This is a genomic window from Faecalispora jeddahensis, from assembly GCF_000577335.1.
In the GTDB taxonomy this organism is placed as follows: domain Bacteria; phylum Bacillota; class Clostridia; order Oscillospirales; family Acutalibacteraceae; genus Faecalispora; species Faecalispora jeddahensis.
On record NZ_CBYL010000030.1, the window covers coordinates 14036 to 40648 of the forward strand.

Sequence of the window (26613 nt, forward strand, 5' to 3'; positions counted from 1 at the left end):
AGAGGAATGAATCAGGGTTCAGCACATACTCAATAGGGATACAAGCATATAGTTGTAGCAGTCCAGCTATTTTGCCAGCGCAAGAATCTGTTCGCAGACTTCTTCTTCCTTTTGCTGTACGCGCTCAAAGTCCATATGCGGGATGTAGTGCCCTTCCAGTTCATCATGCAGCTTTTTCGTTTGGGCAAGCGCTTTTAAGGCTTCGCCCAACAGCGTATCAAATGTTTTGGAGTTGAACTCTGTCGCATCCTTCTGCGGTTCGGTCAGCGCAGGGTCGATATACTGCGTCAGATCCAGTATCGTCTGGCGGCGGTCTTTCAGCTCGAAGCCGTCTTTCTCAGAGAGAAACGCCAGCTTCAATTCCGGAATCAGCACATGCTCGATACGCGTTTCCGGCGTAAGCGGGGAGTAATACAGCTCTACGTCCAGTCCGCGGAATATCGCCTCGTCGGTCACTTTTTTCAGCATTTCGTTCACGCCGACGCCCCACAGGCTCCGGATGGAATACACCTTGTCTGCGCTGTTCGCCAGCGATTCCAGATGATTGACAACACCCGATGGAGTGATGGCACTGGCAAACAGACGGCGGGTTTTGCCCAGCCTGCCGGTTACCGCCACTTTCTCTAGTTCGCTGTCGATGATCCGCTGCGCCTGCAGAAGCGGGCCGGCTTTGTCTGTTGCGGATTCGAGCGTTTCCAAAATATCATCCATCAGGCATTTGGCCGCTGCAAGGTATTGATAGGCATGCTTGTATTGCCGCTTGATATCCGCGTTGATACGAATGATCTCATCGTGGTTCTGGCGGATAGCCTCCGCGTTCCAATACTCTCCCAAATTGATGATCTCGTCTACAGCGGCGGGGTATACCGGGTCAGTGACATGTGGGGCCGTGCCGTCGATGAGCGCTACGCCCAGCGCCGGAATCACCAAACAATCCAGCGAATCCGGGTCCGACGCGCAGTGCATGTACTCAAGATGGAATCCTTCCAGCGCCATCCGCTCACCGATGCGCTTTAAAAAGGTAGATTTGCCCACGCCGGGGCCGCCTTTCAGACAATAGATGCGCCTGGCCTTTGTCGGCGGCAATATATAAGCGAAATAAGAGAAAAAGCCTTGGCTGCTGTTGTTTCCGGGGAACATGTGACGAACCAGATTATCTGCCATAGTAGCACCTCGCAATACTTAACAGTATGTGTATTTTTCCTTTATCATACTATGCATGGTCGGTATGCCCAGTACCTATATTCTGAAAAATAAATATCTCGGTGGATCGGGCTTTGACGATAGGCAGCGTCCGTTGTTTTACAGGATCAGCAGCGCTCTTCTACGCGGCTGTATGATTCGGCCAGCCAGAATTTGCATATTCAATAACCGTCAGGCAATAATAATGGCTGATCAGAAGTTCATGCATAGGGTGAAATTTTAATATAGGATGTGATACTATGACAAACAGAGAAATCGGGAGACTCTTAAATTTGTTTGAAGTGGGGGAAGCAACGGGACACAATCTTATTTTATCCAAGAAAAGCCCTGTTGTTCACAAAGTGAGTGAAGAGAATATTCAGGAGCTTCTTGAAAAACATGTCATCTCTAAAATCAGAGAGGGGCAGGCCGGAGAAGATCAATACATGATCACGGAATTGGGACTGAGAGTCAGAAACGGGCAGGCAGAGGTTTAACTTCTGCTTGCCTGTTTTTTTAGCCGAAGAAGGATAAGCTGTGTTTTCTAAGGAATCTTCCCAACCCCCTGGGGCATATTGCTGCAGAAAGCGATTGATACACATAATACAACGTCATACGTGAACACTATCAGCATCAATGATTCCAAAAGGAGATGTCTGTCTATGAGTATTGTGGGAAAACCCCTTAACAATTATCAGAAATGTATCGATGCCTGCCTTCGCTGCTTTCAGGCGTGCCATGAATGCGCGGTCCTTTGCATGCAGGAGCCAGATGTGGCACAAAGAACGAATCATATCGGCATGATGCTGGAATGTGCAGGTTTCTGCCAGGAAGCAGCCTGCCTGATGACCATGAATGCAAAGCATGCAAAAGAGATGTGCCAGCTGTGCGCCACGGTTTGCGGGGAATGCGCAGCGGGCTGCGCTCAATTTAAGGACGAGCATTGTCAGCAGTGCGCCGATGAATGCCGCAAATGTGCCGCGGAATGCAAGGCCATGTGAATGATGAATCGCTGATCAGATAAAAAAGAACCGTCACATGACGGTTCTTTTTTATCTTCTGAACGATCACTCATCGGGTGGGAAATCTGCATTTTCCTGATTGACCAATTTGTGAAATTTCTTACAAAGAATTGATGAAAAGTGGAAATAGATTTCCTTCCTTTTATTCATAAGTGTTGACAAGCCTGGGATAAAGTTGTAAAATTAGCACAATTAAATATTGAAAAATTCCGGTTGGGCAGATGTTCATCATGTATTGATATCTGTTTTCAAGATTTGTAGCTTAGGGTGGAGGCTTCGTAAGAAGCTCCCACCCTTTTTTGTATTGAAAACAGTGTGTCTGCATCAACGAGAAAAGGGGGGCTTCTGCTGGCTGGCGCTGACAATTTGTGTACATAACTCTTGTGACAGTGATTCCAAGATCAATGTTTTTGCTTTCCGCAGCATTCGAGATTGTTGCGGGAATTTTGCTGCCTTTCATTGATTTTGAATTCATTGTCGGGTAAAGAGTTTCTGTTCTCCATAGTTCGAAAGGAAAATGAAAAGGAGTGAACCCCCATGCAAAATATGTTTTGGGTTGGTTTCGTCGGATTTGTACTCGCTGTCTTTTTTGCTTACCTGCAAAGAAACCGGGTGATGAGTTATTCTGAGGGAACCGAGAAAATGCAAAAAATAGCCGCGTCGATCCGTGAAGGTGCGAACGCCTACTTAAAGCACCAGTATTCTACGGTTGCAAAGGTGTTTGTCGTGGTGTTCCTTGTCCTGTTGGCAATGGCCTTTGGCACCAACGGGCAAATGCTTTCTAAATTTACCCCCTTTGCCTTTTTAACGGGCGGTATCTGGTCGATGCTGGCAGGTTTTATCGGGATGAAAATCGCGACCAATGCCAACGCCCGTACCGCGCAGGCCGCCTCTGAAAGCCTGAACAAGGGCCTGCGTGTCGCGTTTTCCTCCGGTTCCGTCATGGGCTTTACCGTAGTGGGGTTGGGGATTCTGGATGTTTCCATCTGGTTCCATCTGCTGCACTATGGCTTTGGCATCACCGACGCCACTCAATTGGGCAATATCATGGTAATGAATGGTATGGGCGCTTCCTTTATGGCGCTGTTTGCCCGTGTGGGCGGTGGCATCTATACCAAGGCAGCCGACGTAGGCGCCGACCTGGTCGGCAAGGTTGAGGCCGGTATTCCGGAGGATGACCCACGCAACCCCGCTACAATTGCCGATAATGTAGGCGATAACGTCGGCGACGTGGCCGGCATGGGCGCTGATCTGTACGAATCCTATGTGGGCTCTATTTTGGCGACGTTCGCGCTGGCCGCCGCTGCCGGCTACGGCTTTGAGGGGATGCTTCTGCCCATGCTGCTTGCGGTGTGCGGAATCGTATGCTCGATCATCGGTTCGTTCTTTGTCAAAACAAAGGAAGATGCGACCCAAAAGTCTTTGCTGACCTCGCTGCGTACCGGTACCTATCTGGCCGCCGGTCTGTCCGCGATTGTCGCGGCTCCTCTGACTTATTACACCGTTGGAAATTGGGGCGTTTACGTTGCCATTCTCTGCGGCCTGATCGGCGGCTGCGCCATCGGCTATTTTACGGAATACTATACCTCCGATACCTATAAGCCGACTCAGGAGCTGGCCGCCTCGTCCGAGACCGGCTCCGCCACGGTGATCATCGGCGGCTTGTCCTTGGGAATGCGGTCTACCGCCGCATCTATCATTATTGTCGTTGTCGCCGTCATCATCAGCTTCTTTGCTGCCGGCGGAGCGGTCAGTTATAACATGGGCCTGTATGGAATCGGCATTTCCGCGGTTGGAATGCTCTCTACGCTCGGCATCACCCTCGCTACGGACGCATATGGCCCTGTGGCGGATAACGCGGGCGGCATTGCGGAGATGGCGGGTCTGCCCGAGCAGGTTCGTGAGCGCACTGATGCGCTGGATTCCCTGGGAAATACCACTGCGGCGACCGGAAAGGGCTTTGCCATCGGTTCCGCTTCGCTGACCGCATTGGCTTTGCTGGTGTCTTACGTCAACATTGTGACGGAGAAGGGCTTTACCATGAATCTGTCTCTGACCAATCCTACGGTTCTTGTAGGGCTGTTCATCGGCGCCATGCTGGCGTTCGTATTCTCTGCCTTTACAATGAGTGCGGTTCAGGTTGCGGCGCAGTCCATCGTGATGGAGGTCCGCCGCCAGTTTAAGGAGATCGCCGGGATTATGGAAGGCAAAGCGGAGCCAGATTATGCCGCGTGCGTCAGCCTTTGCACCAAAGGCGCTCTGCGTGAAATGGTCGCTCCCGCGCTTCTCGCCATCATTGTCCCGATCGCTACCGGATTGGTTTTGGGTGCGGAAGGCGTGGTCGGTCTGCTGGGCGGCGTGTCCGTGACCGGTTTTGCGATGGCCGTGTTTATGTCCAACGCCGGCGGCGCATGGGATAACGCCAAAAAATACATCGAGGCCGGGCACCACGGCGGCAAGGGTTCCGACTGCCATAAGGCGGCCGTGGTAGGCGATACGGTTGGTGATCCCTTTAAAGATACCTCCGGGCCGTCTTTGAATATCCTGATCAAGCTGTGCTCTACGGTTTCTATCGTGTTCTCCGGTTTGATCCTTTCCTTTAATCTGTTGGGTCTGATGTAACAGAATCGATAAAAAGGGAGCGGGGGTACTGACTTTATTAAAGTCAGTACCCCCGCTCTTTATTGCTATAATAGCGAGAACCCCGTATTGAATCATCTAGCCTGAAATCGGCTGGGGGAAAGGCCGCCAGTTCAGGACAGAGGGTTGTGTGGAGGAGGAACTTTGGGATGCCTTTTCCAGCTTTTTAAAGTCAGGGCGGGCCGCGGAATTCTCGATGAAATGAGCTGATTGAGTTGCGCCTTCTATCCGGTTGGCATTCAGAATGCGGATGATCCGGTCGGCGGTGGTGATCCCGATTCCATGCCCATAATACAGGCCGCCCGGCAGGATGATGACATTTTCGCCCTGCAGTTCCGAGACTTCCGGGTCGACTTCGGGATTGATGAAGTAGCACCGGTCTCCCAGCAGGATATCCGCAACGGGTTTGGGCGCGCCGGTTTCCCGGAGCAGGGGATCTAATTTATGCCAGTTCATCAGGTAGATCGAGGGAAACAGGCGGTTGAAGGTCTCTTCTGAAAGAACCTCCAGCAGAGCCTTGTAATACACAATTACCATGGCGGTCGCGCATTCCGTACCGTACTTGCGTCCGTTGTTAAAAATATCCCGGATCGCGTCGCTGGGCTTTACTCCGTCTTTCAGAAGGAAACCGCCGTTGCTGGTTCTTTCCCAATAGTCCGGGTTGCATTCCGACTTATGGAAAACGGCAAATTTCATTCCGCTGCTGTTTAGCTGCTTTGCCGCGTTCACGATTTCCCTGCGCATGGAAAGCTCAAATTTGAGCTGATCCAGTGTGTCGTACCGGTAGTTCTCCGTGCTTTTGGACATCTGCTCCAAAAGCTGCCTTTCGATACTGTTTTCGGGGTACTCCCCGGTGATGTCAGAAAGAGGAAGAGAGGAGCCGGATACCGTAATCATTCGTCTCCCTCCAATCTGGTCTTTGCCGTCTTGATCTGCTCTTTCACAGGCGCATGCAGCCATTCTTTCCAGGCCGGCACGCTTTTGCTGCAGATTTTCTGCGAGTAATCGGATAAAGCCTTCTTCTCCTCAAAGCTCAGCCGCTGAAAGGCCGCGATGGATTCATTTTCATCGTCGTCCAACGAAGAAATCGGCTCTTTGCTGTAGGAGGGGGTTCCTTTTTGAAGGTATTTCCGTTCCAGGTCTACGGCACAAAACGTCGGCTTGCTTGTATACTGAAAGGTTTCCTGCGTGAAATACAGGTAGGGCAGATTTTCTTCCAGCCAGTGAAGATATCCCTCGTGCCGCCCGTTGCCGTCGCCTCTCACAGCCTGAAGATCGGTTTTATCGATGTTTAAAAGCTCGGCGGCCAGCTCGGCGTCCTTCGGTTCGGAGGACACAAGGCGCTGCGCGACCAGCTTTAATACCTGCGGGTCCTGGAAGCGGAAGAGCGCCCAGACCAGGTCATGGATATAGCGCCCGTCCCGGTTGCGTTTGAAAATCAGATCAACCACCAGCGGCAGGATATCGGCATCTTTATGAACCGTGATCAGTACCGATGCTGCCACATCCAGTATCTCTTCATAATCGTCCTCAGGGATTTCTTCGGCAGAGCCGGTTTCCAAAATCCATTTGAGAACGGGATACGCCGAATTCTGCTTGGGCGACAGAGAATTGGCTCCGGGCGTTTTGGGCCCTTTGACCCGGTTTGCGATTTGCAGAGCAGTCATATTGCGCGAGTTTAAATATCTCTGAGCGCGCTGCTGCAGGATTGGTTCGCGCAGTATGTACAGGCTGGGGAACATCAGCCGATCGTCGTTGAGCATGGTGGCCGCACGCCTGACGTCTTTCCGGAAAATCTCAAGAAAAGTGCCCTTGCATTTTTCGGTTCCTTCGGTCATCCGGATCTGATCCAGATAGCTGTAATCATTCAAATGATCTGCGTTCATAAAATCAACTCCGTCTTCTGTTGTCTTCCGTCCGCAGATAGAGCTGACGGGAATATACAGGATTTTAATGCCTGATACCATCATATTAAGGCAGGGTGTCCTTGTTTCTTAAAAAGACGGAAAAGACGAAAATAAAGGACGCAAACCGATCCGGCTCCATGACAAAGCGATCCCCCCGCCAGCTCAGCTGGTGGAGGGATCGCTTTAAAAGATAGAATTGCCGTAGTCAGGTTTCGTCCGCACTATTCCAGTGGGGGAAACAGGCTGTTGTTTTCATGAGACGTTTGATACTGCTTTGGGCTTTTTCCCGTATGCTGTTTAAAGGAATGGCTGAAGTGGGCCAGACTGTTGTAGCCGACAAGGGCGCAGACATCATCCACCGAATACTTGTTTAAAAGCAGCTCCTTCGATTTTGCAATCCGGCAGCTGATGAGATACTGGGTAGGAGTCATGCCCATCACCTTTCGGAACAGCTCGCACAGGTAAAATTTATTGATATAAAATTTCTGTGCCAGGAAATCCAGAGACAATTTTTCCATGTAATTTTTATGGATATACTGAATGATTTCGTAAATGCGGCCATAGGTTCCGGTATCCATATCACTGCACAAATGATGCTGCTCACGATAGATGCGGTTGATTTTGATCAGGAGCTGGCCAAATAAAAATTTGATCATCAAGTCCTGGCCGAACAGGTCCTGCGGCTGGCTCTGCTCCTCCCCAAAATGGTTCTGCTGATAATTCAGCTGGCTTAACAGCACCTGAATGTCCTGCGCTTCTTCCGGGCTCAGGAACAAAATATTGGCGTCCGCAAACGGGCGAAAGAAAAAGCATTCCAGCAGATTGGTGGACGCGGAGGAAAAAGGCTCAATCAGCTCCGGCTTAAAATACAGCACATAACGGTCATTTAGCTTGGCCTGCGGCAGCATGCGCAGAAGGTGCAGGTCCATGTTGTTGAACAGCAGCAGCGTGTTGGGGCGCAAAATATAGGTTTGATCCTGTATGATGCACTGAATGTCGTCCGACAGGTTTAAGAGGATTTCAAACACGTCGTGAATATGAAAATTGATTTTTTCGCTCTGCGTGGTGACCTTGTGCTCCACAGAGAAATCGCGGATGAAATTTTCTTTGTACTGAGCATATCGCCGCATGGTAACTCACCGCCTGACTGCGATTATTTCATTTTCATTATACCAAATAAACGCCGTAAATAGCGATAGAATAAAATCATTTTTTAGAAAAATAAAACTCAGAGTGCTGCCGAAATAATAATTTGCTTTACAAAAGGAATCAATGAAAAGGACAGCGATGATGCAGTTCATCGCTGTCCTTTTCATTGATTTGGCGGAGCGTTCAAAGCGGGCCGAAGCACTGCAGGGTTTCCAGCGGTTCGCCGCCGTCGGAAAGGATTTCGCAGTCTCCGGATCCTGCCGCAAAGAACACCTGCCGCCCGGGGGAAAGCCGGATTTCCGCCGTGCCGCAGACGAGCCGGCCGCTCCCGGATAAAACATACAGAACGGAAAATTCGCCGCTTTGCCGGATGTGCGCGCTCGACGGAACCAAAAGGGAATCCATGCGGAACATGGGCGTGTTGGTATAGCCGATGATCTGTGTGCGCAGCATGCCGCCGTTTTTTTCCGCACGGCCGGGAATCTTCCACTTTTTCAGGGTCTCCTCATAGGAATAGCCGGTGAAGTCGAAGCAGTCGAACATTTTTTCAAAGCCGAGGCCCTGATGGCACATGGAGTCCGCGATTAGCAGGCCGGAGGGCGTGCTGCGCTCTACGCGGATGGTATAGTCGGTCGGCTCCTGAATCTCCGCCAGAAAGCACCCCGCGCCGATGGCGTGCGGTGTGCCGCCCTCGATCAAAAAGGTATCTCCGCGGCTGACCTCAAAACGGTGCATACATTCGAGCATGCCCGGAATGTCCTGCCGCTGGAACAGCTCTTTCCAGTATTCCCGGGTGACTCCGGGGCGAAAGCCCAGATAGATCGCAGGCTTTTCTCCGTCAATCTCTCTGCCGCCAAGAATATGCCAGCATTCCGTCTTTCCGTATTCCGACTGAAACAGAGCCTTCGCCTGCTGGCGGCTGGGGTGCACCTGAATGGAAAGCCGCTCGCTGGAATCGATCAGCTTGATGAGCACACCCATCTGCCCGCCGCGCTGTGCGGACTTTGCCCCCAGGTACGCCGCCGGATCACTCTCGATCAGCTCCCGCAGGCTTACCTGCGGGGCCTCTTCCGGGTGGCTGAGCCCTTCGTCGAGAATGTGTTCCCGTCCGGCGTTGCGCGCGGTGACAGTGGAAGCGATCCATTCCTCCGGGAAGTGCGTATCCTCCTGCTCTGGCCGGCCGTGCAGCGCGTCCAGCAGCTTTCCGCCCAAATAGGTGCGCCAGGCGCGGGGATTATCGAGCGCGAACGGCGCGCCGGCCAGCGCCGGCAGACTGTCAGATAATTTCATGCCAATCCTCCTGCTTTATACGGGCTTATGCACTTCATCCAGATAGGTCAGCCCGCTTTCGTCCGGGATGAAATCGATCCACAGGTAATGGGCGCACTGCGTTTCTCCCACAAAGACCCCGTGGTTGCTGCCGAGCGGGATATGCAGAATGGTGTCGCCCTTCATGGGGTGCTGCAGGCTGTCGATCAGCAAAATGCAGTCGTTCTCCGAAAAGCTGTAGAAGAATTGATCCAGCAGGGGGTGTGCGTGCTGGCCGATCAGGTCGGTGCCGTGCGTTTCCACCGAGCCCATGGCAAAGCGGGGTAGAATGCGGTGCGGCACGATCGCGCGGCTGATCGTTTTTTCGCTCTTGAAAGGGTCGCGGTATTTCTGCGCCTGCTCATAGGTTTGTGTAAACGGGAGGGCGGCGCTTTCCATTTCCTGAACCTCTTTTTCCGTCAGCTTCCAGCGGATTTCCAGCAGATGCGCGTCCTCCAGAGCCGTGATCGTCACCGCCTTCTGCGGATGCTCTGCGTAAACAGCCTTTTCCGAATACACCGTCTGCCGCCCGCGGCTCGCAAACTCCAGTTTGCCCTGAATCAGGAACAGCACGCGCAGGGTATCCCCGGTCGCTTCCAGCGTTTTGCTGCTTCCCTGCTGCAGGATGTGCAGGCAGGGGAGTGCCCCCGGAATCTCCTCCGGCAGCAGGGTCAGCTCCGCCTGAGTCGTCTTGCCAAGGTCTAAAATCTCCTGCTGAATATCAGATGTTTTCATTTCCTTCGCGTCTCCTTTTCAATCACTTGCCGCTCTTCCTCGGATCCCGCGTTGACGGCCAGCACCCTGTCTACCACAAGCTGCCGGAACTCCGGCGACAGCATGGAGAAGAAAGCGGTGAAGCCCGTGACGCGAACGACCAGATCGGGGTAAAGAGAGGGATTTTGATGTGCCTGCAGGATTTGATCCTTATCGATGATGTTGATGTTCAGCAGAGTGTTGCCCTGCTCAAGCAGCGTGCGGATCAGGCTGACCATTTTATCCACGGCCTCCGGGCTGTTTGCAAGCCCGGGATCAACTTCGAGCTGGAAGGGGGCGGTGTTGCCGTAGCCCGGCTGGATGGCCGCGATGGAATTGGCGATCGCCGTGACTGCGCCGTCCTTGCGGAAACCGGAATGCGGGTTCGCCCCGTGGCTGATCGCCTCGCCGTCGTGCCTGCCGTTCGGGGTCGCGCGGATATTGCGGCCGAATTCCAGCGTGTTCGACCAGCTGAACCAGCCGGGGATGAAGCAGATTTCGGGGTAGAGCCTGCTCTGCTCCCGCACCATGTCAGAGAATGTTTTGCTGATGCGCTTTGCCCAGGCGTCGCCCGCCGTATCTCCGCCGCAGTAGCGTTCGCTGTGCAGCATCATCTGGCGGACGTATTCCCCGTCAAAGTCGGAGTAGTTGAACTGCATGTGGCGTGTTAAATCCTCAAAGGTGATCTTGTTTTCTTTCTCGATGCGCTGCTCGCACGCGGCAAAGCTGTCCGCCACGGTGGCAAGCCCCGCACCGTCGATGCACATGTTGAAATACCGCGCGCTCTTCGTGATGTCGCGGCCCTCTTCCACAGGGCCGTGGCTGAGCAGGTTGCAGATCAGCTCCGGCTCGTTTTTCTCCTGATACTTCAGGTGGAACAGGATACCCTTCGCGGTAACGGCGACCGCCTTGCCCAGGTGCCGCTCAAAATACTCCCACAGCAGGGCGACCGAGGGCTCCTCCTCGTGCTTCATCATATCGTAATAGGCCACCTCGAACACCTTGGCAGTGTTGACCTTGACCAGGTCGTTGAGCGTGTACTCCATGCCGGGAATGCTCATCCAGTGGCACCCGCCCGCAAGGCGGCGGCGTGCCAGCTCTTTTGTGTACCCACATTTGACAAAGCCGTTCACCAGGCTGTTGTCGCCGGAAAAGCGCGGCCAGCCCGTTTTGTTTTTGAACAGATATTCCACGCCCTTGCGAATCAGCTCTTCATCGGAATCGTCGTGCACCCGCACCGTCAGGTTGCAGGCAATGTTGATCCAGTCGGCGGCGTCCAGAATCAGGTAACTGATGCGTGAGGTCATGTCCTTGCCGCTTTCATCCGGCCCGCCCAGCTGGTAATAGCGGGTATCGTTTAAAAACAGGCAGGCAATATAGAACTTGGCTTCTTCCTCGGTGATCCGGCCCGCCGCCATATCCGCTTCAAAATATGGGCGCAGCAGCTCATCCAGCTGGCCGCCGGAGGGGCCGCGATTGTAAAGGCGGGAGAAAAAGCTGAACCAGCACATCCACTGAATGGCCTCCCGCATCGTGGAGGGACTCTGGTCGCTGATTTTCAGGTTGACCTGCGCCATCTCCTGCAAATTCTTTTTGAGGTACGGGTTGCGCTCCTGCTCCGACAAGGCCTGAATCTCGCCTGCCATCCGTTTCAGGAACGCGATGATGCACTCCACGATCTGCTCTTCGCTGTCGTAGAATTCCCGGCATTCCAGCACGGGGTTTTCGATGCGGCATTTTTTGAGCTTTTCCAGAATGCCGCCCCAGCCCAGCTCCAGACCCATCTGAATATCCGGCGTAAAATGCCCGTCGCTGCCGATGCCGCAGACGATGTTGTACTTGCTGAATTCTTTTTTCAGCTCCGTGTAAGGGTAATCCGGGTTCCAAATCTCGCCCTTGGCGCGGGTCATGAAAAAGAAGCCTCTGCCGACGAACGCGTCCAGCGGGTCGCAGTACAGCGGGTGCTGGTTTAAAATACGGGTATAGTTGAGCGTCCAGCCCTTGTAGCCGTAAAACGAGCCGTTTTCATGGGTGGGTACGAAATCAAAATGGGCATTCTCCGGGGGAACCACGCGCCCGTAATCATCCTCGTCCAACCCTCCCTCGCGGTCTATTTTCTCCTGCGTCTGGCGGAGCTTGCGCTCTTTCAGCAGGCGGATGCGCTTATCATATGTGAACACTTCTTCTTCGGGAAATTCATTGATGAACTGAATCTGTGACATCATATCTTCTTCCTTTCTTCGGGTTTTCATCGGGCCACTGTTTGATGTTAAGCAAATTTGACCGCAAGGTGTTTCTGCTCGAGCGCGTCCAGCAGAATCTGCACCTGCTGCTGCGGGAGCGGCCGGTGCTTAGCGAACGGGTTTTCCCTTGAGAGAGCGTCGTATTTTCCGTTCCCCAGCGGGTTGAAATTGAGCAGCTCATAATACTGAAGATTGTGCAGGCCCTGTAAAAAGTCCGCGATCTGCTCCAGGTTTTCATCGCCGTCGGTAATGCCGGGGATGAGCGGGGTGCGCACGATGAAGGGGATGCCGAGCTCATCCAGCAGTTGGATATTTTTCAGAACCTGCTCATTTCCAATTCCGGTCCAGCGCCTGTGCTCCTCGCTGTCCCAAAGCTTTAAGTCGCACATCACAAGGCTCGTTTTTTTCAAAACCGGTTCCATCACGCTGAAAGGGGAAGCCAGATTCGTTTCGATCGCGGTATGGATTCCTTCCTTCCGGCATGCGTCCATCAGGGAGAGCAGGAACTCCGGCTGACAGAACACTTCTCCGCCGGAAAAGGTAACCCCGCCCATGGAATCGATATAATAGGTGCGGTCCTGCAGCACCTCACGCATGATTTCCTCGACCGACATCAGCTTCCCGGACATCTGCAGCGCCTGTGCATAGCAGACGGCGGTGCACTTGCCGCACCGGATGCACAGATCGCGGAACAGGCGGTGCTCCCCGCCGATCAGCTTATGGGCCTTGGAGGGACAGACGGAAACGCATTTATAGCAGTGAATGCAGTTCTGCGGATAAAAAAGCAGCTCTGGCCTGCTGTCGATGGTTTCGGGATTATGACACCACGCGCAGCGCATATTGCAGCCCTTCAAAAAAACGGTGGTGCGGATGCCCGGCCCGTCGTTCAGGCTGAACCGCTGGATGTCTGTAACCAACCCTTTCATATTTCATTCCTCCATCAAATCAACAAAAGATTGTTTGTTGATTTGATTATAGTGGATCGGCCCTTTCCAAATTTTCGAAAAGAATTTCAATATTTGCGTTTTTTAGGGTTTTGTAAAATCTCATCGGTTGCGGGGGCCGTTTGTTCCGGGAAATCTGGCAAGGAAAATGCGCTTTTAGTTCGGAACGTCAAAAAAGCCGCAGGATACGGAAAACGTATCCTGCGGCTGGTTAGAAAATGAAATGGTTATGATGATAAGCGGCATCCCGGCGATTCCGCGGCGGACTTGCGGGGAAATGTTTTTACAGATGTCAGTCAGGGGGCAGGGGCATTCAGCAGCTCGTCAAACGCCTGATGGTTGGTGACGTACCGTTTCAGAATTCGTTCCAGCTCCTGGCGGGAGGAAACACCCGCGGCCTGATACATCTTTTTCAGGCGGTAGCGCAGGGTACCCTGCGAAATAAAGAGGGCTTCCGCCGTGTCCTCCAGACTGCTGCCGAGAATGATCTCCCGGATGATCCCAAAATCCAGCTGATCGCACTGGAGCAGGCAGTTTTCCAGCCCGCGGATGGTGCGGTTCACCTTGCCGATCGAAAGCTCCGGATGCTCGCGGGCCGTGCTGCTGTGAAAGCTCTCATACGGCGGCGGGTTCTGGTACGCGGTGCTGCCGCGGCACACCAGCTCCCCGTGCAGAAGAATGTTGATCGCGTCCAGATTGGGGTTGTGCTCCAGCAAATCCCAAAGGTTTACCGCCTGCACGCCGACTTCAAAATAATTATGCTGAAACGTGGTCAGCGCGGGGGTGGAACACATGCTTACCAGCATATTTCCCATTCCGACCACGTAAAGCGATTCCGGCACCTTGATTTTATGCCGCCGCGCGGCCTCCAAAAGACAGACGGCAATGTAGTCGTTCGGGCAGATCGCGCAGTCGTATTTCTGGCTGTTTTCGCAAAACAGCTCAATGGCGCCGATAATGTCGTCGTCGATCAAAAATACGTCCTCTTTGCCGGCCTCCATTTTCAGGGATTCCGTGACGGAAAGAAACGTGTGGTATTTGGTGTTGTCGTTGCTGGAGTTGCTGTTGATCCCCACCAGCGCCGGCTTTCGCCGCCCGCATTGGTACAGGTAGCAGACGATCGTTTCCATGAACGCGTTCTGATTAAAAATCACGGCGCTGATCGTTTCGCCGAATTCCTCCGGAACCGTACCGATCAGGATCGGCTTGATCCCGCAGTTCCGCAGCCGGGAAAGCACGCCGAGCGTCCAGTCGCTTCGGGAGGAAACCACAATGGCGGATTTGGTTTTTCCCCGGCAGTCAGAAAGTTCCTCCGGGCTGATCAAATGGAGCGGCAGGCGCTTTTTGGCGGCGGATTTCTGCAGGCCTAAAATCCCTTTTTCAAACCATACGGGCATGACATAGGCGGGCTCTACCAGCACAAAAATACCGTTGGATTCCAAGGCGGATTCCCTCCATTTTTAGATAATTTATTATTATATACCAGATAAACAAAACGGTCAATGATAATTTCTGTGACTATTGCGGCGGGAAATTCGCCTTGTCGTTTCCATCCGGGCGATTTTATAATGAAGGCACAAAACAGAATCGGAAAAAACGAAGCAGGGAGGAGCACAAGACATGAGGTTTGGATTTTGTACGGATTTTGCGGCGGCGACAAGAACGGCGGTGGATTACGATTTGCTGCGTCGCATCAAAAAAGCGGGGTACGATTTTGCGGAGTTTCCGTTGATGCTGATCGAATCCCTTTCGGAAGAAGCCTTTGAAGAAATGGTGTCCGGGATGAAAGAGATCGGGCTTTCTAACGACGTTTGCTGCAACTTTTTCCCGGAGAGAGTTCGCCTGACCGGCCCCGATGCAGATCACGGAGTGATCCGCGATTATCTGGAGCGCGCCATGGGGCGGGCGCACCGGCTGGGAACGAAGAAGATCGTGTTCGGCAGCTGCCCGGCCAGAAATCTGCCGGAAGGCGTTTCTGAGGAGGAAGGGTACCAGCAGCTAACGGCGGTTCTGAAGGAATGCGTTATTCCGCTGTGCGCCAAATACGACATCCTGATCGTGATGGAGGCCATTTACAGCGGCCCGTGCAATTTCATCATTACCCTGCCGGAGGCCATGGAGCTTGTGCGCAGGGTGAATTCCCCCTACGTCGCCATGCTGGCGGATACCATGCACATGGCCTACAACGCGGAGGATCCGCAGTATTTGTACCAGTGCTATCCGAGTCTCAATCATGTTCATGTGGCGGAAAAAGACCGCATCCTGCCGGAGGACGGCTACAGCGAAGAGGTCAGCGCCGTGCTAAAGATTCTGGCGGAAAAGGAATATGACAAAACGATCAGCTTCGAAGCAAAAGGCGGTGTCGGGCCGGAAAGCATGGGTAAGGCGCTCCGGCTTTTGAAGGCTCAGCTTTCATAAAAACGGGGAATTCAAAACAGGGGAATTTGAATCGGCCTGTCAACAGAAAATTGATTTTAGGGAGGAAATCGTCATGTCTATCAAAACCGCAATCATTGGCTGCGGCAGAACCGCAAATGCGCTGCATCTGCCCATTCTGCTGGAGAATCCGCAATTTCAGATCGTGGGCACCTATGATCTGATTCCCGAGCGCGCACAGGCGATGGCCGGCAATTTTGAGGGGTGCCGGGTATTCGGCTCGTATGAAGAATTTGTACAGTCTGCGGAATATGATTTTGCCATCGTTCTCACCACCAGCTGTACGCATTTTAACATCGTAAAGGATTTGGTCAACGCCGGCAAACGCGTGCTGATTACCAAGCCATGGGTCATGAATGTGAAAGAGGCGGATGAACTGATGGAGGTCATCCGGCAGAAGAACGGCGTGGTGCTGCCCTGGATGCAGCTGCACTGGGCATATGACCAAAGACTGCTCAAAGAGCTGATCGACAAGGGTACCATCGGCAAGGTGTTCGAGATACAGCGCAGCCAGTACACGTTCGGCAAACGCAGCGACTGGCAGATGTACCGCGAATACGGCGGCGGATATCTTTACAACTGGGGCCCGCATCTGGTGGCCGGGGTGATGGACTTGGTGGGCGAGCCCATCCGGCAGGTGTATTCGTGTAAAAAGCAGATCATCAACCCGGGCGATATGGAAGATATGTTCTTCGCCATGATGAAGTCGGAGAGCGGCGTACTGGTCAACGTGGAGCATAATATTTCTACGGATACTCTACCCAACTGGATCATCCGCGGGGAGAAGGGAACCATCACCATGCGCGACACCAAAGCGCAGGTGGATGTGATTTCTTACCCCGAAAACCAGGACCCCGACGCTTACAGGTGCGAATTTAACGTGGAAACAACAGAGTACACGGTGGAAACCCTCTCCAAGCCGGAGGAGATTTACGACCATATCGCGGATGTTCTGAACGGAAAAACCGAATTTGATGTCAGTCTGGACTTTACTTATGAACTGACCAGGATTATCGACGCCATCCATGAATCCGCGGATCAAAACATCCTGGTGAATTTGTAAAAATCAAAAGAAAGCCGTCCCGATTCCTTCACGGAACCGGGACGGCTTTCTTTTTTGCCTCTCATGCGATTGTGTGAAAGTCTTTATCCGGCAGCTTGAATAAAAAGTTAACAAAAGTTAGAAAAAAGCATGGAATATCCCCTCAATGCGATCGATTACTAGTATAGGACAGAAGGAGACGGTCAGCCCGGGCAGCGAAAGCAATTTTTCAAACTGTGTGATACCGACAGAGGCAGAAGAGCTCCGTCTATTCAAGTGCATCGGCGAAGGGCTTTCTGGCGGTAAAAGTACAGATCAAGAGATTCTCTTTCCCAATCTGCAAAATGGGGAAGGAATTTCTTGATCTGTATTATTGTGCAGAACGGAAAATACCATCATTTTTTAGCTTGCTTTCGGCCGATCGCACAGTGCTTTCTGCCGCAGATCATGCCTGCCGAAGCAGCCTTTTTGATTCCCTGAAAATGCTCAAATGGACAAAAAACAGTCGCAGTTTATCTAAGACCGAGACCCCTCAGTTTGACACACTACGACAATTTTCATTATATATGATCTGATTTCGCCTGTCAATCTCGCTAAAAAAACAATCATTGCGGACGATAATCAGATGAATTTTAGTGAAAAACGCAGATTTTTTCGTTTGTACGAAAAAATGCGCCGTCAGCACAAGCGTCACATCTGAAAGGAGTCATCAGGAAATGGCACGCAAAGGAGAAAACATCTACAAACGAAAAGACGGACGATGGGAAGGGAGAGTCATCAACCCGCAGGGAAAGTATCAATACTTTTACGCCAAAACCTACCGGGATGTCCGTGCAAAAATGAAGAACCTTCAGGAGCAGAACAAAGCTGCTAATCAGAAACCGGTCTGCGTCCAAACGAACGCCGCAGATTTATTTGAGGAATGGCTGGCGGGCGATACGGCCAGCCGCTTGAAACCATCCACTTATGAAAGCTATTATTACTGCATGCAGGGATATGTAATCCCTCATTTCAGCCTGCCTGAAAACGCACAGTTGTCAGAAAGATCGATCACCGCGTTTGTCCGATCGATTCATGGGAATGGGGCTATCTCTGGGTCGTATCAGAAAAAAATTCTGTCCATTTTCAAAACAGCCCTGCGGGAAATTTCAAAAAAATCGCCGGAATACGCGCCTTTCATCGAAGCGGTCACACTTCCCAAGGTAAAGCCCTGCACAGAAATACCGGTTTTCTCCATGAAAGAACAGCGGCTGATCGAGTATGCAGTACAGTCCTCAGCCGATCAAAGAGCACTGGGGATCATTCTTTGCTTTTACACCGGTATCCGCCTTGGTGAGCTATGCGCCTTGCAGTGGGGCGATATTGATTTTGAAGCCGGTACCATGTCTATTTCCCGGTCCGTAGCACGCATCCGGAATTTTGAGCCGGATGGAAATAAAACGCAGCTCTATGTAGGCACCCCGAAAAGCAGAACCTCCTGCAGAAAAATCCCTCTTCCGGCATTCCTGTTGAAGCTCGTGGAGGAAAACCGCCTTGGCCCGATGATAGAAAACTGCTACGTGCTTTCAGGAAGCACCGAGCCCTTTGATCCCCGTGTATATCAAAGGCTGTACAAAAAGCTGCTGAAAAAAGCGGGGATACGAACACGTAAATTTCACGCGATCCGCCATACCTTTGCAACAAGAGCTCTGGAGCTGGGGGTAGACATTAAAACCCTCAGCGAGATCCTGGGCCATTCCAATGTCAGCATTACGCTGAATGTCTATGCGCATTCCCTCATGGAACAAAAGAAAAAAGCGATTGAGAAACTCAACGAAATGCATGTTGCACATATGGGAGCTTCTTCATTCGCCGTCAGTTCTGCCGTCATGGCTGCGATACCTGCCGTGTAGACCCGCAATCTGATTGGGGGGCGTACAGTCTTAGATAAACTGCGACACTACATAACAGTCAGCCAATTTTATTATATCCTCTGCAAAGAGGAGAATTCTGGGGAAAAGTCTGCACGGTTGGCAGCAGCATAACGGCAGAGAAACAGAATGAAAAACATTTTTCAAAATAGTCATACTTTGAGGGGGTGCCAAAATGAAGGAAAAGAAAAATGGAATTGAGAAAAGGCGTTTATTTGAACAGAGGTCAATGAAAGAGAAGCTAAGGTTTCTCTGGAAGGGATGAAAGGAATCCAGGAAACAAAAGGCTGATCTCGAAAAAACACTCAAATCAAATAAAGGAAGGCGATATACGTGAAAAAATTCAAGGATTTCAGCATATCCCGCAAATTGTCCATCGGCTTTCTCGCCATGATTCTGCTGATACTTGCCGTAGGCGGGATCGGAACCTTCGGGATGATCCATATCAACAACATGGACACCTACCTGTATGAAAAACAGACTGCGCCGATCGATAATTTGATTCGTGCCTATGAGGCGATCTATCAAAGCCGGGTCGATGTGAGAGAGGCAATCATTGAATCGAACGATCCGTCAAAGGTCGAGGAATATAACAAGAGCTGCAAAAACAATATGCAGACATTTCTGGATGACATGGAGATTTATCGCCCGACCATCACTACTCAGGCAAGCCTTGATTTGGTAGATACGGTTGAAAAGCTTTTCAATGAATCGTATGTCCCGGCGGTTGAAAAGGCGTTCGAGCTGGCACAGGCCGGCAACCAGCAGGCTGCGGCGGCAGCACTGCATTCGGCAACGAATGATACTACCACATTATTTCAAAATATGAAACAGCTTGTGGAAAACCGGATGACTTCGGCAAAGAGTACCAGCGACTCAAACGGCCAGTCCGCGATCGTGCTGACGATTGTACTCGCCATTTTTGTTGTTTTGGGCGCTGTCGCGGGAAGACTTCTCGGCTTGCGGATTTCCCGCATGATTACGAAACCCATTGAGCGGATTGTGGATGCGGCCGGTTCTATCGCGCTGGGTAGAGTGGATGTTGATCTGGGCGATCTGAATTCCAAAGATGAAACCGGCCAGCTTGCCGCCGCGTTTACAAAAATGCTGGAAGGCATCCGCAAGCAGGTGATCGCCGCAGAGGTGATCAGCAAAGGCGACTTCACGCAGACGGTTCCGCTTCGTTCCGAAGAAGATGCTTTGGGGCTGGCGCTGGAAAGGATCAAGAACGATCTGAGCAATACGCTGCAGATGATCAGCATGGCGGCAGACCAGGTCAACACCGGGTCCGAGCAGGTTTCCTCCGCGGCGCAGGCTCTGTCGTCCGGCGCTACGGAGCAGGCGGCTTCTGTGGAAGAGCTCAATGCTTCCATTGTGAGCGTTGCCCAGCAGGCTTCGCACAATGCCGTCAGTGTGAGCAACGCCACCAATTATGTGGAACAGGCTGTCAAAGGCATGTCGGACAGCCACGAATACATGCAGCGCCTGGATGGAGCCATGCACGAAATCGGGGAAGACTCGCAGCAGATTTCCAAAATCACAAAGCTGGTTGAGGATATCGCTTTCCAGACAAATATCCTTGCCCTGAATGCCGCCGTAGAGGCCGCCCGTGCCGGCAGCGCAGGAAAGGGCTTTGCCGTAGTGGCGGATGAGGTGCGCAATCTTGCCGCAAAATCTGCAGAGGCGGCAAAGCAGACGGCGAACCTGATTCAAAAGTCGGTGGCTACCGTGTCGGAAGGGGAGCGGCTCGCCGCGGAAACCTTGAAAGCTTTGGGCGAGGTGTCCGAAAAAGCGCAGATGGTTGATCAGACCATCCGGGAGATAGAAGCTGCCTCCTCGGCGCAGGCGGTGGCGATCGAACAGATCAATCAGGGGCTGTCGCAGGTGTCTGCCGTGGTGCAGAACAACGCTGCAACCGCAGAAGAAAGCTCCGCTTCCAGCGAGGAACTCGCGGCTCAGGCGCAAACCCTGCAGGAAGAGGTATCGAAATTCAAGCTGGCAGGCGCACAGAGCCACGCCTCTTTCGATACGCAAAAGCGCCGACAGACTGAAGCGGCTGAAACGGAGCCCTGGTTTTCTTTCTAAGACGAGGCAGGGAATAATGGCACTGCCTCGTAGCGGAGGATAGCAAAGAAAAGGAGGTTTTACAGATGGGACAACCGGTCGAATGGGACACAAGGCGGGAAGACGATACAGAACGACGATATTTGACCTTCTGGACAGACGGCCAGCTTTTTGGGGTTTCGATTACAGACGTCGTTCAGATCGTTGGGCTGCAAGAGATGACAGAGCTTCCGGATTACCCCGATTATGTCAAGGGTATCATCAATCTGCGCGGACAGATGATTCTGCTGATCGACGTGCGGCTTCGCTTTGGAAAAGCAGAAATACCGTACAATGACCGCACCTGCATTATCATTATTCATGTGGGCCACAGCAATTTTGGATTGATCGTGGACGAGGTGGATGAGGTGACCGATATTTCTCCGGATAAAATCGCTCCCCCTCCTAAGGTCAATACGGAACAAATGGATACTTATCTCACCGGGATTGCCCAATTGGCGGGCGGCTCCCAAAAGGACAGGATCGCCCTGCTGCTTCACACAGCGAAAATTCTCGGTGAAACTGAATTGTCGGTTCAGCCCCAGACGGTTCGGGGATGAGAATCGAAACCAGTCGATTTCCCAGTCAATAAGCGCACATCAACAGGAACGGTGTAGTGCCTCAAAAGCTTCTAAGGAGGGGGAACCGTTGAAAATCATCTATGAGAATTTAAGCGCGGAAGAGATTCTGCATATGCTTCCTGAAGAACAAATCCGGCATAGCGAGAATGTGGGCAAGCTGATGGAGGGATTCTCAAAATGGCTGCACGCATACGCAGCGGATGAAATGTATCCATATTTCAGTCTGGCCGCCTATTATCACGATATCGGCAAAGTGTGTGTTCTGCCCAGCCTTCTTACAAAGCAGGGAATTCTGACCCCGAACGAATACCGCATTGTCCAGCAGCACACCGTATTCGCGCAGGAGCTGCTGGATCTGGCCCGCAGAGGGAAGATCACCGGGATACCCGAGGGCCTGATTCCCTTACTCCGTGATGCCGCGGTTTATCATCACGAATGGTGGAACGGAAAGGGCTATCCTTTTGGATTAAGGGGAGAAGCGATTCCCCTGGTAGCCCGGGCGACCGCGATCTGCGATTCCTATGACGCGATGGTAAGCGATCGGGCCTACCGATCCGCATACTCGCACGATTACGCGTGCAGCGAGCTGGAAAGAGGGGCCGGCCGGCAATTTGAGCCCGCTCTGGTAACCCTGTTTCTGGATCATGAGGCCGAAATCCTCCGCATGCTGGATGAAATGCATGCTTCCGGCGAATAGCCGCGTTTCCGGTACGTTTTATCCTGCAATTTCTCTTCCTTTAAAGAAAGAAAAAAGTACGCTTTGAAACGGCTTAGAAAGCCCGATCAAGGCGTACTTTTTATTTCTATGATTCTAAAGGCAGGTCTTGCGGCGGTGGGAGATCATAACTGGAATTTTTCTACCAGCTCTTTCAGAATCTGAGCCTGCCCGGAAAGCTCCTCGCTGGCCGCCGCGCTCTCTTCCGCGGTAGCCGAGTTGGTCTGTACCACGCCAGAGATCTGATTTACGTTTTGTGTGACCTGATCGATCTGTTCCGACTGATGAGAAGAAGCCTCAGAAATCCGTTCCACATTATCGGTAACCACCTGAATGCTCTGCACAACCTCAGCCAGTGCCTGTTCGGTGCTGTCTGCAATTACGGTACCCTTTTCCACCTGTTCTCTGGAATGATTGATTAAAAGCGCGGTGTCTTTTACTGCCTGAGCACTTTTTGTTGCAAGGTTTCTCACCTCGTCCGCAACTACCGCAAAGCCCTTGCCGGCCGAACCTGCCCGGGCTGCTTCCACAGAGGCATTAAGGGCAAGGATGTTTGTCTGAAACGAAATGTCCTCAATGGTTTTCACGATCTTTTCAATCTCGTTGGAAGAATCATTGATTTTGGACATCGAGTCGACCATGTCCTTCATGTACTGGTTGCTTACTTCAATCTTCGAACATACCGCCAATACTCTCTCGCTTGCATCGCCCGCGTGCTGTGCATTAATTTTTACGTTTTCTGCGATTTCAGAGATGGCAGTAGACAGTTCTTCAATAGAGCTGGCCTGCTCCGTAGAGCCCATAGCCAAAGACTGCGCGCCGGTTGCAAGCTGTTCAGAACCGCTTGCAATCTGGTCTGAGGCCTGATTGATCGAGCTCATCGACTCGTGCAGCGAATGGGTGATGTTTTCCAGAGACTCCTGAATCGGCACAAAATCCCCGTTGTATTCCAACTCCGTTTTCACCAGCAGATTACCGTTCGATACCTCGTGCAGAACGTGTGTGATTTCTGCAATATAACTGCGCAGAGACAAAACTGTTTTCTTTAGAGAATCGGCTAGAATACCGGTTTCATCCTGTGCATCTACCTCTACTGTGTCTGAGTGCAGGTCGCCTTCCGCCAACTGTTCCAGTCTGCGGCAGACAAGGGTAATCGGGTTTGCGATGGATTTCGCCGTCGACCGGGTGAACAAAACGCCCAGCAGAATGCAGACAATCGACGAAATCAAAAGGCCGATGATCGTATATTCAATGGAAGAGGTCATTTCCTTGATGGGCGCCACGATGCCGAAGGACCAGCCGTCTGTTCCGGGCAGGGGGGCATGGTAGCAGATGCGGTCCCCTGTGCTGTAAGAATAAATGGTGATGCCGCTCTGCGTCAGATCGGCGTATTTATAAATTTCAGCGGTTTTTCGCTGGTCGACCTTTTCCGGTGCAATGTTGCCGATCAAAACGCCGTCTTTATTGATGATAAACGCACTGCCCGTTTTGCCCACGACAACATTCTGAATGAAGGGGCTGTAAACATGGGCGTCCATTGTCGCCATGAGCACGCCCTTGAAATTGTCGTTAGACATCGGCGTACAGGCGATCACGCAAAAGTTGCCGTTGATATCTTTCATTGGTTCCGAAAAATAGGTTTTTCCGGCCAGAGCCGCCTTGAAATATTCCTGGTCCGCAACGCTTTTGCCGTTTAGATCAAGGTCTGCGCTCACAATTTTTCCATCCTGGCCGACAAGGCTCAGCGACTGGTAGCCGTAAGAGCTCATCTGCTGCTCCAATATGTTCGCGATGATGGGTTCGGTCAGCCCCGGGGCCCCAAGGGTGTTGGAGGACGCGGCAGATTGGAGAGAACTCTTCATATTATCCAGACCATAGGTGATGGATTCCGTCAATATCTTACCCATCGAGTTCAGATCACTGTTTACGTTTTGGGTTAATCCCTGGTAGCTGGAATAAACGCCAACGCCAAGGCTTAAAAGGGCTGTCAGCACTACAACAGGAATTGTGTTCAAGATCAGTTTTGTTTTCAGGGATTTGATTTTGCGTGTAATTGATAATTTTCGCATTCCAGAGCTTCCTTTACCGAGTTTTTTCAGAATCCTTCTTTCTTAGGTATAGTTGATTCGCTTGAAAGGTGTACTTGTATTTGCGAGGATGTTTTTGTTTCGCAAGCGAAGGCAGGCTGGCGCCTGGCGAGGAGGACAACGCAGCGCAGCGAAAAACAGACCGCAAAGACTGGACGATCTTGAAGTGAATCAAACTATAGAGGATTGTCTATTAATAATGTCGTCCTGTAAAAGCTGAAATCCAATTACAATAGTTACTAAAGGAAAATTTTTCCATTAAATATGCCGATTTTTCTAACCGAAAACCGTAGCGGCCCGCAAAAATACTGGAAAACAGCGAGACTTCTCTTTCCGGCCGAAAGCGTTTGCGGTACGGTTAAATACCTTTTTTTAAGGGCCGTAAAAGCGCTGAAAATGGGCGGATGGAGGGATTCAGCGGTAAGTGCGCACTTGCACTTATTGAAAACAGTGTTATAATTTGGTTACGGGTAACCATAAAATGCTGGCATCCTATGATCTTAGCAGAGCGGTCATCTGAAATTTGCAATACGGGAAGTTTGTGCACATGATACTGACATTTTTACACGCGATCGAAAGCATTCTGACAATCATCATTATGTTCATGACGGGCTGGCTTCTGACCCACGTTGGTTGGTTGGATGAAAAAACCAGTCTTATTTTTTCGAAAATTATCGTGAACGTTTCGTTCCCCTGCTACATGCTGTGGAATCTGATGTCGAACTTCGATAAGGCGAAGCTGCAGGAGCTTTCGGGCGGGCTGATAATCCCCATCACATCGATTGTGCTGTCGTATTTTATCAGTGTTCTCGTCAGTAATCTGCTCAAGGTAGACCCCAAGCGAAAGGGCGTTTTTCGCTGCATTTTCTTCACCTCGAACACGATCTTTATCGGGCTGCCGGTCAATCTGTCCTTGTTTGGCGCGGAAAGCACCCCGTACGTTCTGATTTATTATATTGCAAACACCTGCTTTTTCTGGACTTTGGGCAATTACGAAATCAGCAAAGACGGCGATGAGGGAAGAGAAGCGGGAAAATTCTCTTTCAGCACGCTGAAGCGGATTTTCAACCCGGCCCTCGCGGGGTTTGTGGTCGCCGTGATCCTGATTCTTCTGGACATTCAGCTGCCGCGGTTTGTGATGGACAGCTGTAAATATATCGGCGAGCTGACGACTCCTCTCGCGATGTTCTTCATCGGGATTGTGCTTCACTCCACGCCGCTGAAAAAGCTGCGGTTCGACCGTGACCTTGTGGTTCTGCTGCTGGCACGTTTCCTGCTCTGCCCGGTCGTTGTGATCGCGCTGGAGCTGTTGATTCCGATTCCGCCCATGATGGCCAAGGTGTTTGTCATTCAGGCCGCGATGCCCGCGGTTACCAGCACGGGGGTAATCGCAAAGCAGTATGGCGCGGATTATGAATTCGCCACAATCGCGACGGTTGTTACCACCATTGCGAGCATGATCGTCATCCCGATTTACATGATGCTGATTTAACGCTGTCAAATTAAGCCGTCCGCCTTCCTGAAAGGCGGCTGGCTCTTCAAAGAAAAGGCCCGGAGATCAAATTATACATTTGATCTCCGGGCCTTTTCTCGTGCTGCGGAAATGCTTTCTCAAAAAGCTTCACTTTTTTATGTAGGATGAAACCAGTTACAAAAATGATTCAAGAACGTCGTTTTTTTGCAGGATGAAATCCAGGTCGCTCAGCAGCTTCTGCACGTATTCGTTTTTCTGGTTTTTCGGGATCACATAATAGATGATCCGGTCCGACGGACCGTCGAGCAATCGATGCAGGGAGATTTGCTGATTCTGCATCAGCCTGCCGGCTACCGTTGCGGGCACAACCGCCCAGGTGTTTTTCTCGTTTAATAAATCCTCCAGCAAAGACATTTGATCCAGAATGACTTTGGAAGCCGCGTTTGCGCCGAACCAGTAATCATGCCACAGATCATACTCCGGGTTCCATGGCAGGCGGATTTCCTGTCTCGCGTTCAGGGCGGACGGATGAACTTCCTTTTCCAACCCGGGCACTCCGTTTGACACGAGCAGCATCTTTTCGCGAAAAGCGGGAATGGTCTCTACCGTTCTGGAAAACTGCGTGTCGGAAATAAAGGCCATATCGGTCTGCCGGTTTTCTATATACTCGTAGGCTTCTCTGGAGTGATGATTATGGAATACCAGGCGGCAGTCGGGGTTGTTTTTCATAAAGCGCAAAAAAACAGGGGGCAGGATATACGCGCACACACTGCCTACCGAAGAGATATGGAATACCTTGCTGCTGTCGAACTGCGCCAGCTCTCTGGCCTCAGACCATACGGCCAGCATTTTTTCGGCAACCGAAACAAACGCTTTGCCACGCGGGGTCAGTTCAACGGAACGCATTCCCTTGCTCCGCTCCATCAAACGGTAGCCCAGCTCGGCCTCCAATGCGTGAATGCGTCTGCTGAGTGCCGGCTGTGTGATGTAGAGCTGTTGAGAAGCGGCGGTAATGCTTCCCGTTTTGACTACCATCAGAAAAGCCTGCATTTCTAACTCTGTCATCTGATCACCTGCTCTTAAAATATAACTGTTACGTTATATTTTATCAGTAAAA

General features: G+C 51.7%; 21 protein-coding genes. 10 read left to right on the top strand and 11 right to left on the bottom strand.

Features of this window, described 5'->3' with window-relative positions; all coding sequences use genetic code 11:
- Positions 1 to 66: 66 nt before the first annotated feature.
- The gene (locus TY09_RS11815; protein WP_042434650.1) at positions 67 to 1164 is read right to left on the bottom strand and encodes a hypothetical protein; all 1098 of its coding nucleotides are present in this window, start codon (positions 1162 to 1164) and stop codon (positions 67 to 69) included.
- Between the two features lie 278 nt (positions 1165 to 1442).
- On the opposite strand from TY09_RS11815, the gene TY09_RS11820 reads away from it, so the two are divergent.
- The 3 genes from TY09_RS11820 (at position 1443) to TY09_RS11830 (ending at position 4826) form a co-directional block, all read left to right on the top strand.
- Entirely contained in the window at positions 1443 to 1679 is a 237-nt protein-coding gene (locus TY09_RS11820; protein ID WP_035317282.1) for a hypothetical protein, read from the top strand.
- A 165-nt stretch (positions 1680 to 1844) separates the two neighbouring features.
- Positions 1845 to 2183 carry a four-helix bundle copper-binding protein gene (locus TY09_RS11825; protein ID WP_042434652.1) on the top strand — a complete coding sequence of 113 codons (339 nt, stop codon included), beginning with the start codon at positions 1845 to 1847 and terminating at the stop codon, positions 2181 to 2183.
- Between the two features lie 558 nt (positions 2184 to 2741).
- Complete coding sequence (locus TY09_RS11830) at positions 2742 to 4826, top strand: sodium-translocating pyrophosphatase (RefSeq protein WP_042434654.1); 2085 nt, start codon at positions 2742 to 2744, stop codon at positions 4824 to 4826.
- A 96-nt stretch (positions 4827 to 4922) separates the two neighbouring features.
- Here the strand turns inward: TY09_RS11830 and TY09_RS11835 are convergent, their stop codons facing one another.
- The 8 genes from TY09_RS11835 to TY09_RS11870 all read right to left on the bottom strand — a co-directional run bounded on the left by TY09_RS11835 (position 4923) and on the right by TY09_RS11870 (position 14590).
- On the bottom strand, positions 4923 to 5741 hold the full coding sequence (locus tag TY09_RS11835) for a protein-glutamine gamma-glutamyltransferase (protein WP_042434657.1): 819 nt from the start codon (positions 5739 to 5741) through the stop codon (positions 4923 to 4925).
- Entirely contained in the window at positions 5738 to 6730 is a 993-nt protein-coding gene (locus tag TY09_RS11840) for a hypothetical protein (RefSeq protein ID WP_242841489.1), read from the bottom strand. Before TY09_RS11840 ends, TY09_RS11835 begins: the two co-directional genes overlap by 4 nt.
- Before the next feature lie 242 nt (positions 6731 to 6972).
- Positions 6973 to 7881, bottom strand: a complete 909-nt coding sequence (locus TY09_RS11845) for an AraC family transcriptional regulator (RefSeq protein ID WP_009066152.1) — start codon at positions 7879 to 7881, stop codon at positions 6973 to 6975.
- A 202-nt stretch (positions 7882 to 8083) separates the two neighbouring features.
- Positions 8084 to 9190, bottom strand: a complete 1107-nt coding sequence (locus TY09_RS11850) for a type I phosphomannose isomerase catalytic subunit (protein WP_052335634.1) — start codon at positions 9188 to 9190, stop codon at positions 8084 to 8086.
- A 15-nt stretch (positions 9191 to 9205) separates the two neighbouring features.
- Positions 9206 to 9943, bottom strand: a complete 738-nt coding sequence (locus TY09_RS11855; protein ID WP_042434663.1) for a cupin domain-containing protein — start codon at positions 9941 to 9943, stop codon at positions 9206 to 9208.
- On the bottom strand, positions 9940 to 12186 hold the full coding sequence (locus TY09_RS11860) for a pyruvate formate lyase family protein (protein WP_242841490.1): 2247 nt from the start codon (positions 12184 to 12186) through the stop codon (positions 9940 to 9942). The genes TY09_RS11855 and TY09_RS11860 overlap by 4 nt, the downstream gene beginning before the upstream one ends.
- A gap of 44 nt (positions 12187 to 12230) precedes the next feature.
- Positions 12231 to 13130 carry a glycyl-radical enzyme activating protein gene (locus TY09_RS11865; RefSeq protein WP_042434669.1) on the bottom strand — a complete coding sequence of 300 codons (900 nt, stop codon included), beginning with the start codon at positions 13128 to 13130 and terminating at the stop codon, positions 12231 to 12233.
- 314 nt (positions 13131 to 13444) lie between these two features.
- Positions 13445 to 14590 carry a substrate-binding domain-containing protein gene (locus TY09_RS11870; RefSeq protein ID WP_042434671.1) on the bottom strand — a complete coding sequence of 382 codons (1146 nt, stop codon included), beginning with the start codon at positions 14588 to 14590 and terminating at the stop codon, positions 13445 to 13447.
- Positions 14591 to 14768: 178 nt separating this feature from the next.
- On the opposite strand from TY09_RS11870, the gene TY09_RS11875 reads away from it, so the two are divergent.
- The 6 genes from TY09_RS11875 to TY09_RS11905 all read left to right on the top strand — a co-directional run bounded on the left by TY09_RS11875 (position 14769) and on the right by TY09_RS11905 (position 21917).
- A complete protein-coding gene (locus TY09_RS11875; RefSeq protein ID WP_042434674.1) occupies positions 14769 to 15566 on the top strand; it encodes a sugar phosphate isomerase/epimerase family protein in 798 nt (265 codons plus the stop codon).
- A gap of 73 nt (positions 15567 to 15639) precedes the next feature.
- Positions 15640 to 16647, top strand: a complete 1008-nt coding sequence (locus TY09_RS11880; RefSeq protein WP_042434677.1) for a Gfo/Idh/MocA family protein — start codon at positions 15640 to 15642, stop codon at positions 16645 to 16647.
- 695 nt (positions 16648 to 17342) lie between these two features.
- Positions 17343 to 18518, top strand: a complete 1176-nt coding sequence (locus tag TY09_RS11890; protein WP_042434683.1) for a tyrosine-type recombinase/integrase — start codon at positions 17343 to 17345, stop codon at positions 18516 to 18518.
- 351 nt (positions 18519 to 18869) lie between these two features.
- The gene (locus tag TY09_RS11895) at positions 18870 to 20621 is read left to right on the top strand and encodes a methyl-accepting chemotaxis protein (RefSeq protein ID WP_042434686.1); all 1752 of its coding nucleotides are present in this window, start codon (positions 18870 to 18872) and stop codon (positions 20619 to 20621) included.
- Between the two features lie 65 nt (positions 20622 to 20686).
- Entirely contained in the window at positions 20687 to 21199 is a 513-nt protein-coding gene (locus TY09_RS11900; RefSeq protein ID WP_042434689.1) for a chemotaxis protein CheW, read from the top strand.
- A gap of 88 nt (positions 21200 to 21287) precedes the next feature.
- Positions 21288 to 21917 carry an HD-GYP domain-containing protein gene (locus TY09_RS11905; protein ID WP_009066205.1) on the top strand — a complete coding sequence of 210 codons (630 nt, stop codon included), beginning with the start codon at positions 21288 to 21290 and terminating at the stop codon, positions 21915 to 21917.
- 143 nt (positions 21918 to 22060) lie between these two features.
- Here the strand turns inward: TY09_RS11905 and TY09_RS11910 are convergent, their stop codons facing one another.
- Positions 22061 to 24004 carry a methyl-accepting chemotaxis protein gene (locus TY09_RS11910; protein ID WP_042434692.1) on the bottom strand — a complete coding sequence of 648 codons (1944 nt, stop codon included), beginning with the start codon at positions 24002 to 24004 and terminating at the stop codon, positions 22061 to 22063.
- 565 nt (positions 24005 to 24569) lie between these two features.
- Between TY09_RS11910 and TY09_RS11915 the strand changes: the two genes are divergently transcribed.
- Positions 24570 to 25514 (top strand): AEC family transporter, encoded by a 945-nt coding sequence (locus tag TY09_RS11915; RefSeq protein WP_042434695.1) that lies wholly within the window; start codon positions 24570 to 24572, stop codon positions 25512 to 25514.
- 156 nt (positions 25515 to 25670) lie between these two features.
- Here the strand turns inward: TY09_RS11915 and TY09_RS11920 are convergent, their stop codons facing one another.
- On the bottom strand, positions 25671 to 26561 hold the full coding sequence (locus TY09_RS11920; RefSeq protein ID WP_042434698.1) for a LysR family transcriptional regulator: 891 nt from the start codon (positions 26559 to 26561) through the stop codon (positions 25671 to 25673).
- Positions 26562 to 26613 lie beyond the last annotated feature (52 nt).

What these genes read in the sequence shown, in the direction of transcription:
- TY09_RS11815 (WP_042434650.1), bottom strand. Translation starts at nt 1,164, where the DNA reads ATGGCAGATAATCTGGTTCGTCACATGTTCCCCGGAAACAACAGCAGC.
- TY09_RS11820 (WP_035317282.1), top strand. Translation starts at nt 1,443, where the DNA reads ATGACAAACAGAGAAATCGGGAGACTCTTAAATTTGTTTGAAGTGGGG.
- TY09_RS11825 (WP_042434652.1), top strand. Translation starts at nt 1,845, where the DNA reads ATGAGTATTGTGGGAAAACCCCTTAACAATTATCAGAAATGTATCGAT.
- TY09_RS11830 (WP_042434654.1), top strand. Translation starts at nt 2,742, where the DNA reads ATGCAAAATATGTTTTGGGTTGGTTTCGTCGGATTTGTACTCGCTGTC.
- TY09_RS11835 (WP_042434657.1), bottom strand. Translation starts at nt 5,741, where the DNA reads ATGATTACGGTATCCGGCTCCTCTCTTCCTCTTTCTGACATCACCGGG.
- TY09_RS11840 (WP_242841489.1), bottom strand. Translation starts at nt 6,730, where the DNA reads ATGAACGCAGATCATTTGAATGATTACAGCTATCTGGATCAGATCCGG.
- TY09_RS11845 (WP_009066152.1), bottom strand. Translation starts at nt 7,881, where the DNA reads ATGCGGCGATATGCTCAGTACAAAGAAAATTTCATCCGCGATTTCTCT.
- TY09_RS11850 (WP_052335634.1), bottom strand. Translation starts at nt 9,190, where the DNA reads ATGAAATTATCTGACAGTCTGCCGGCGCTGGCCGGCGCGCCGTTCGCG.
- TY09_RS11855 (WP_042434663.1), bottom strand. Translation starts at nt 9,943, where the DNA reads ATGAAAACATCTGATATTCAGCAGGAGATTTTAGACCTTGGCAAGACG.
- TY09_RS11860 (WP_242841490.1), bottom strand. Translation starts at nt 12,186, where the DNA reads ATGATGTCACAGATTCAGTTCATCAATGAATTTCCCGAAGAAGAAGTG.
- TY09_RS11865 (WP_042434669.1), bottom strand. Translation starts at nt 13,130, where the DNA reads ATGAAAGGGTTGGTTACAGACATCCAGCGGTTCAGCCTGAACGACGGG.
- TY09_RS11875 (WP_042434674.1), top strand. Translation starts at nt 14,769, where the DNA reads ATGAGGTTTGGATTTTGTACGGATTTTGCGGCGGCGACAAGAACGGCG.
- TY09_RS11880 (WP_042434677.1), top strand. Translation starts at nt 15,640, where the DNA reads ATGTCTATCAAAACCGCAATCATTGGCTGCGGCAGAACCGCAAATGCG.
- TY09_RS11890 (WP_042434683.1), top strand. Translation starts at nt 17,343, where the DNA reads ATGGCACGCAAAGGAGAAAACATCTACAAACGAAAAGACGGACGATGG.
- TY09_RS11900 (WP_042434689.1), top strand. Translation starts at nt 20,687, where the DNA reads ATGGGACAACCGGTCGAATGGGACACAAGGCGGGAAGACGATACAGAA.
- TY09_RS11910 (WP_042434692.1), bottom strand. Translation starts at nt 24,004, where the DNA reads ATGCGAAAATTATCAATTACACGCAAAATCAAATCCCTGAAAACAAAA.
- TY09_RS11915 (WP_042434695.1), top strand. Translation starts at nt 24,570, where the DNA reads ATGATACTGACATTTTTACACGCGATCGAAAGCATTCTGACAATCATC.
- TY09_RS11920 (WP_042434698.1), bottom strand. Translation starts at nt 26,561, where the DNA reads ATGACAGAGTTAGAAATGCAGGCTTTTCTGATGGTAGTCAAAACGGGA.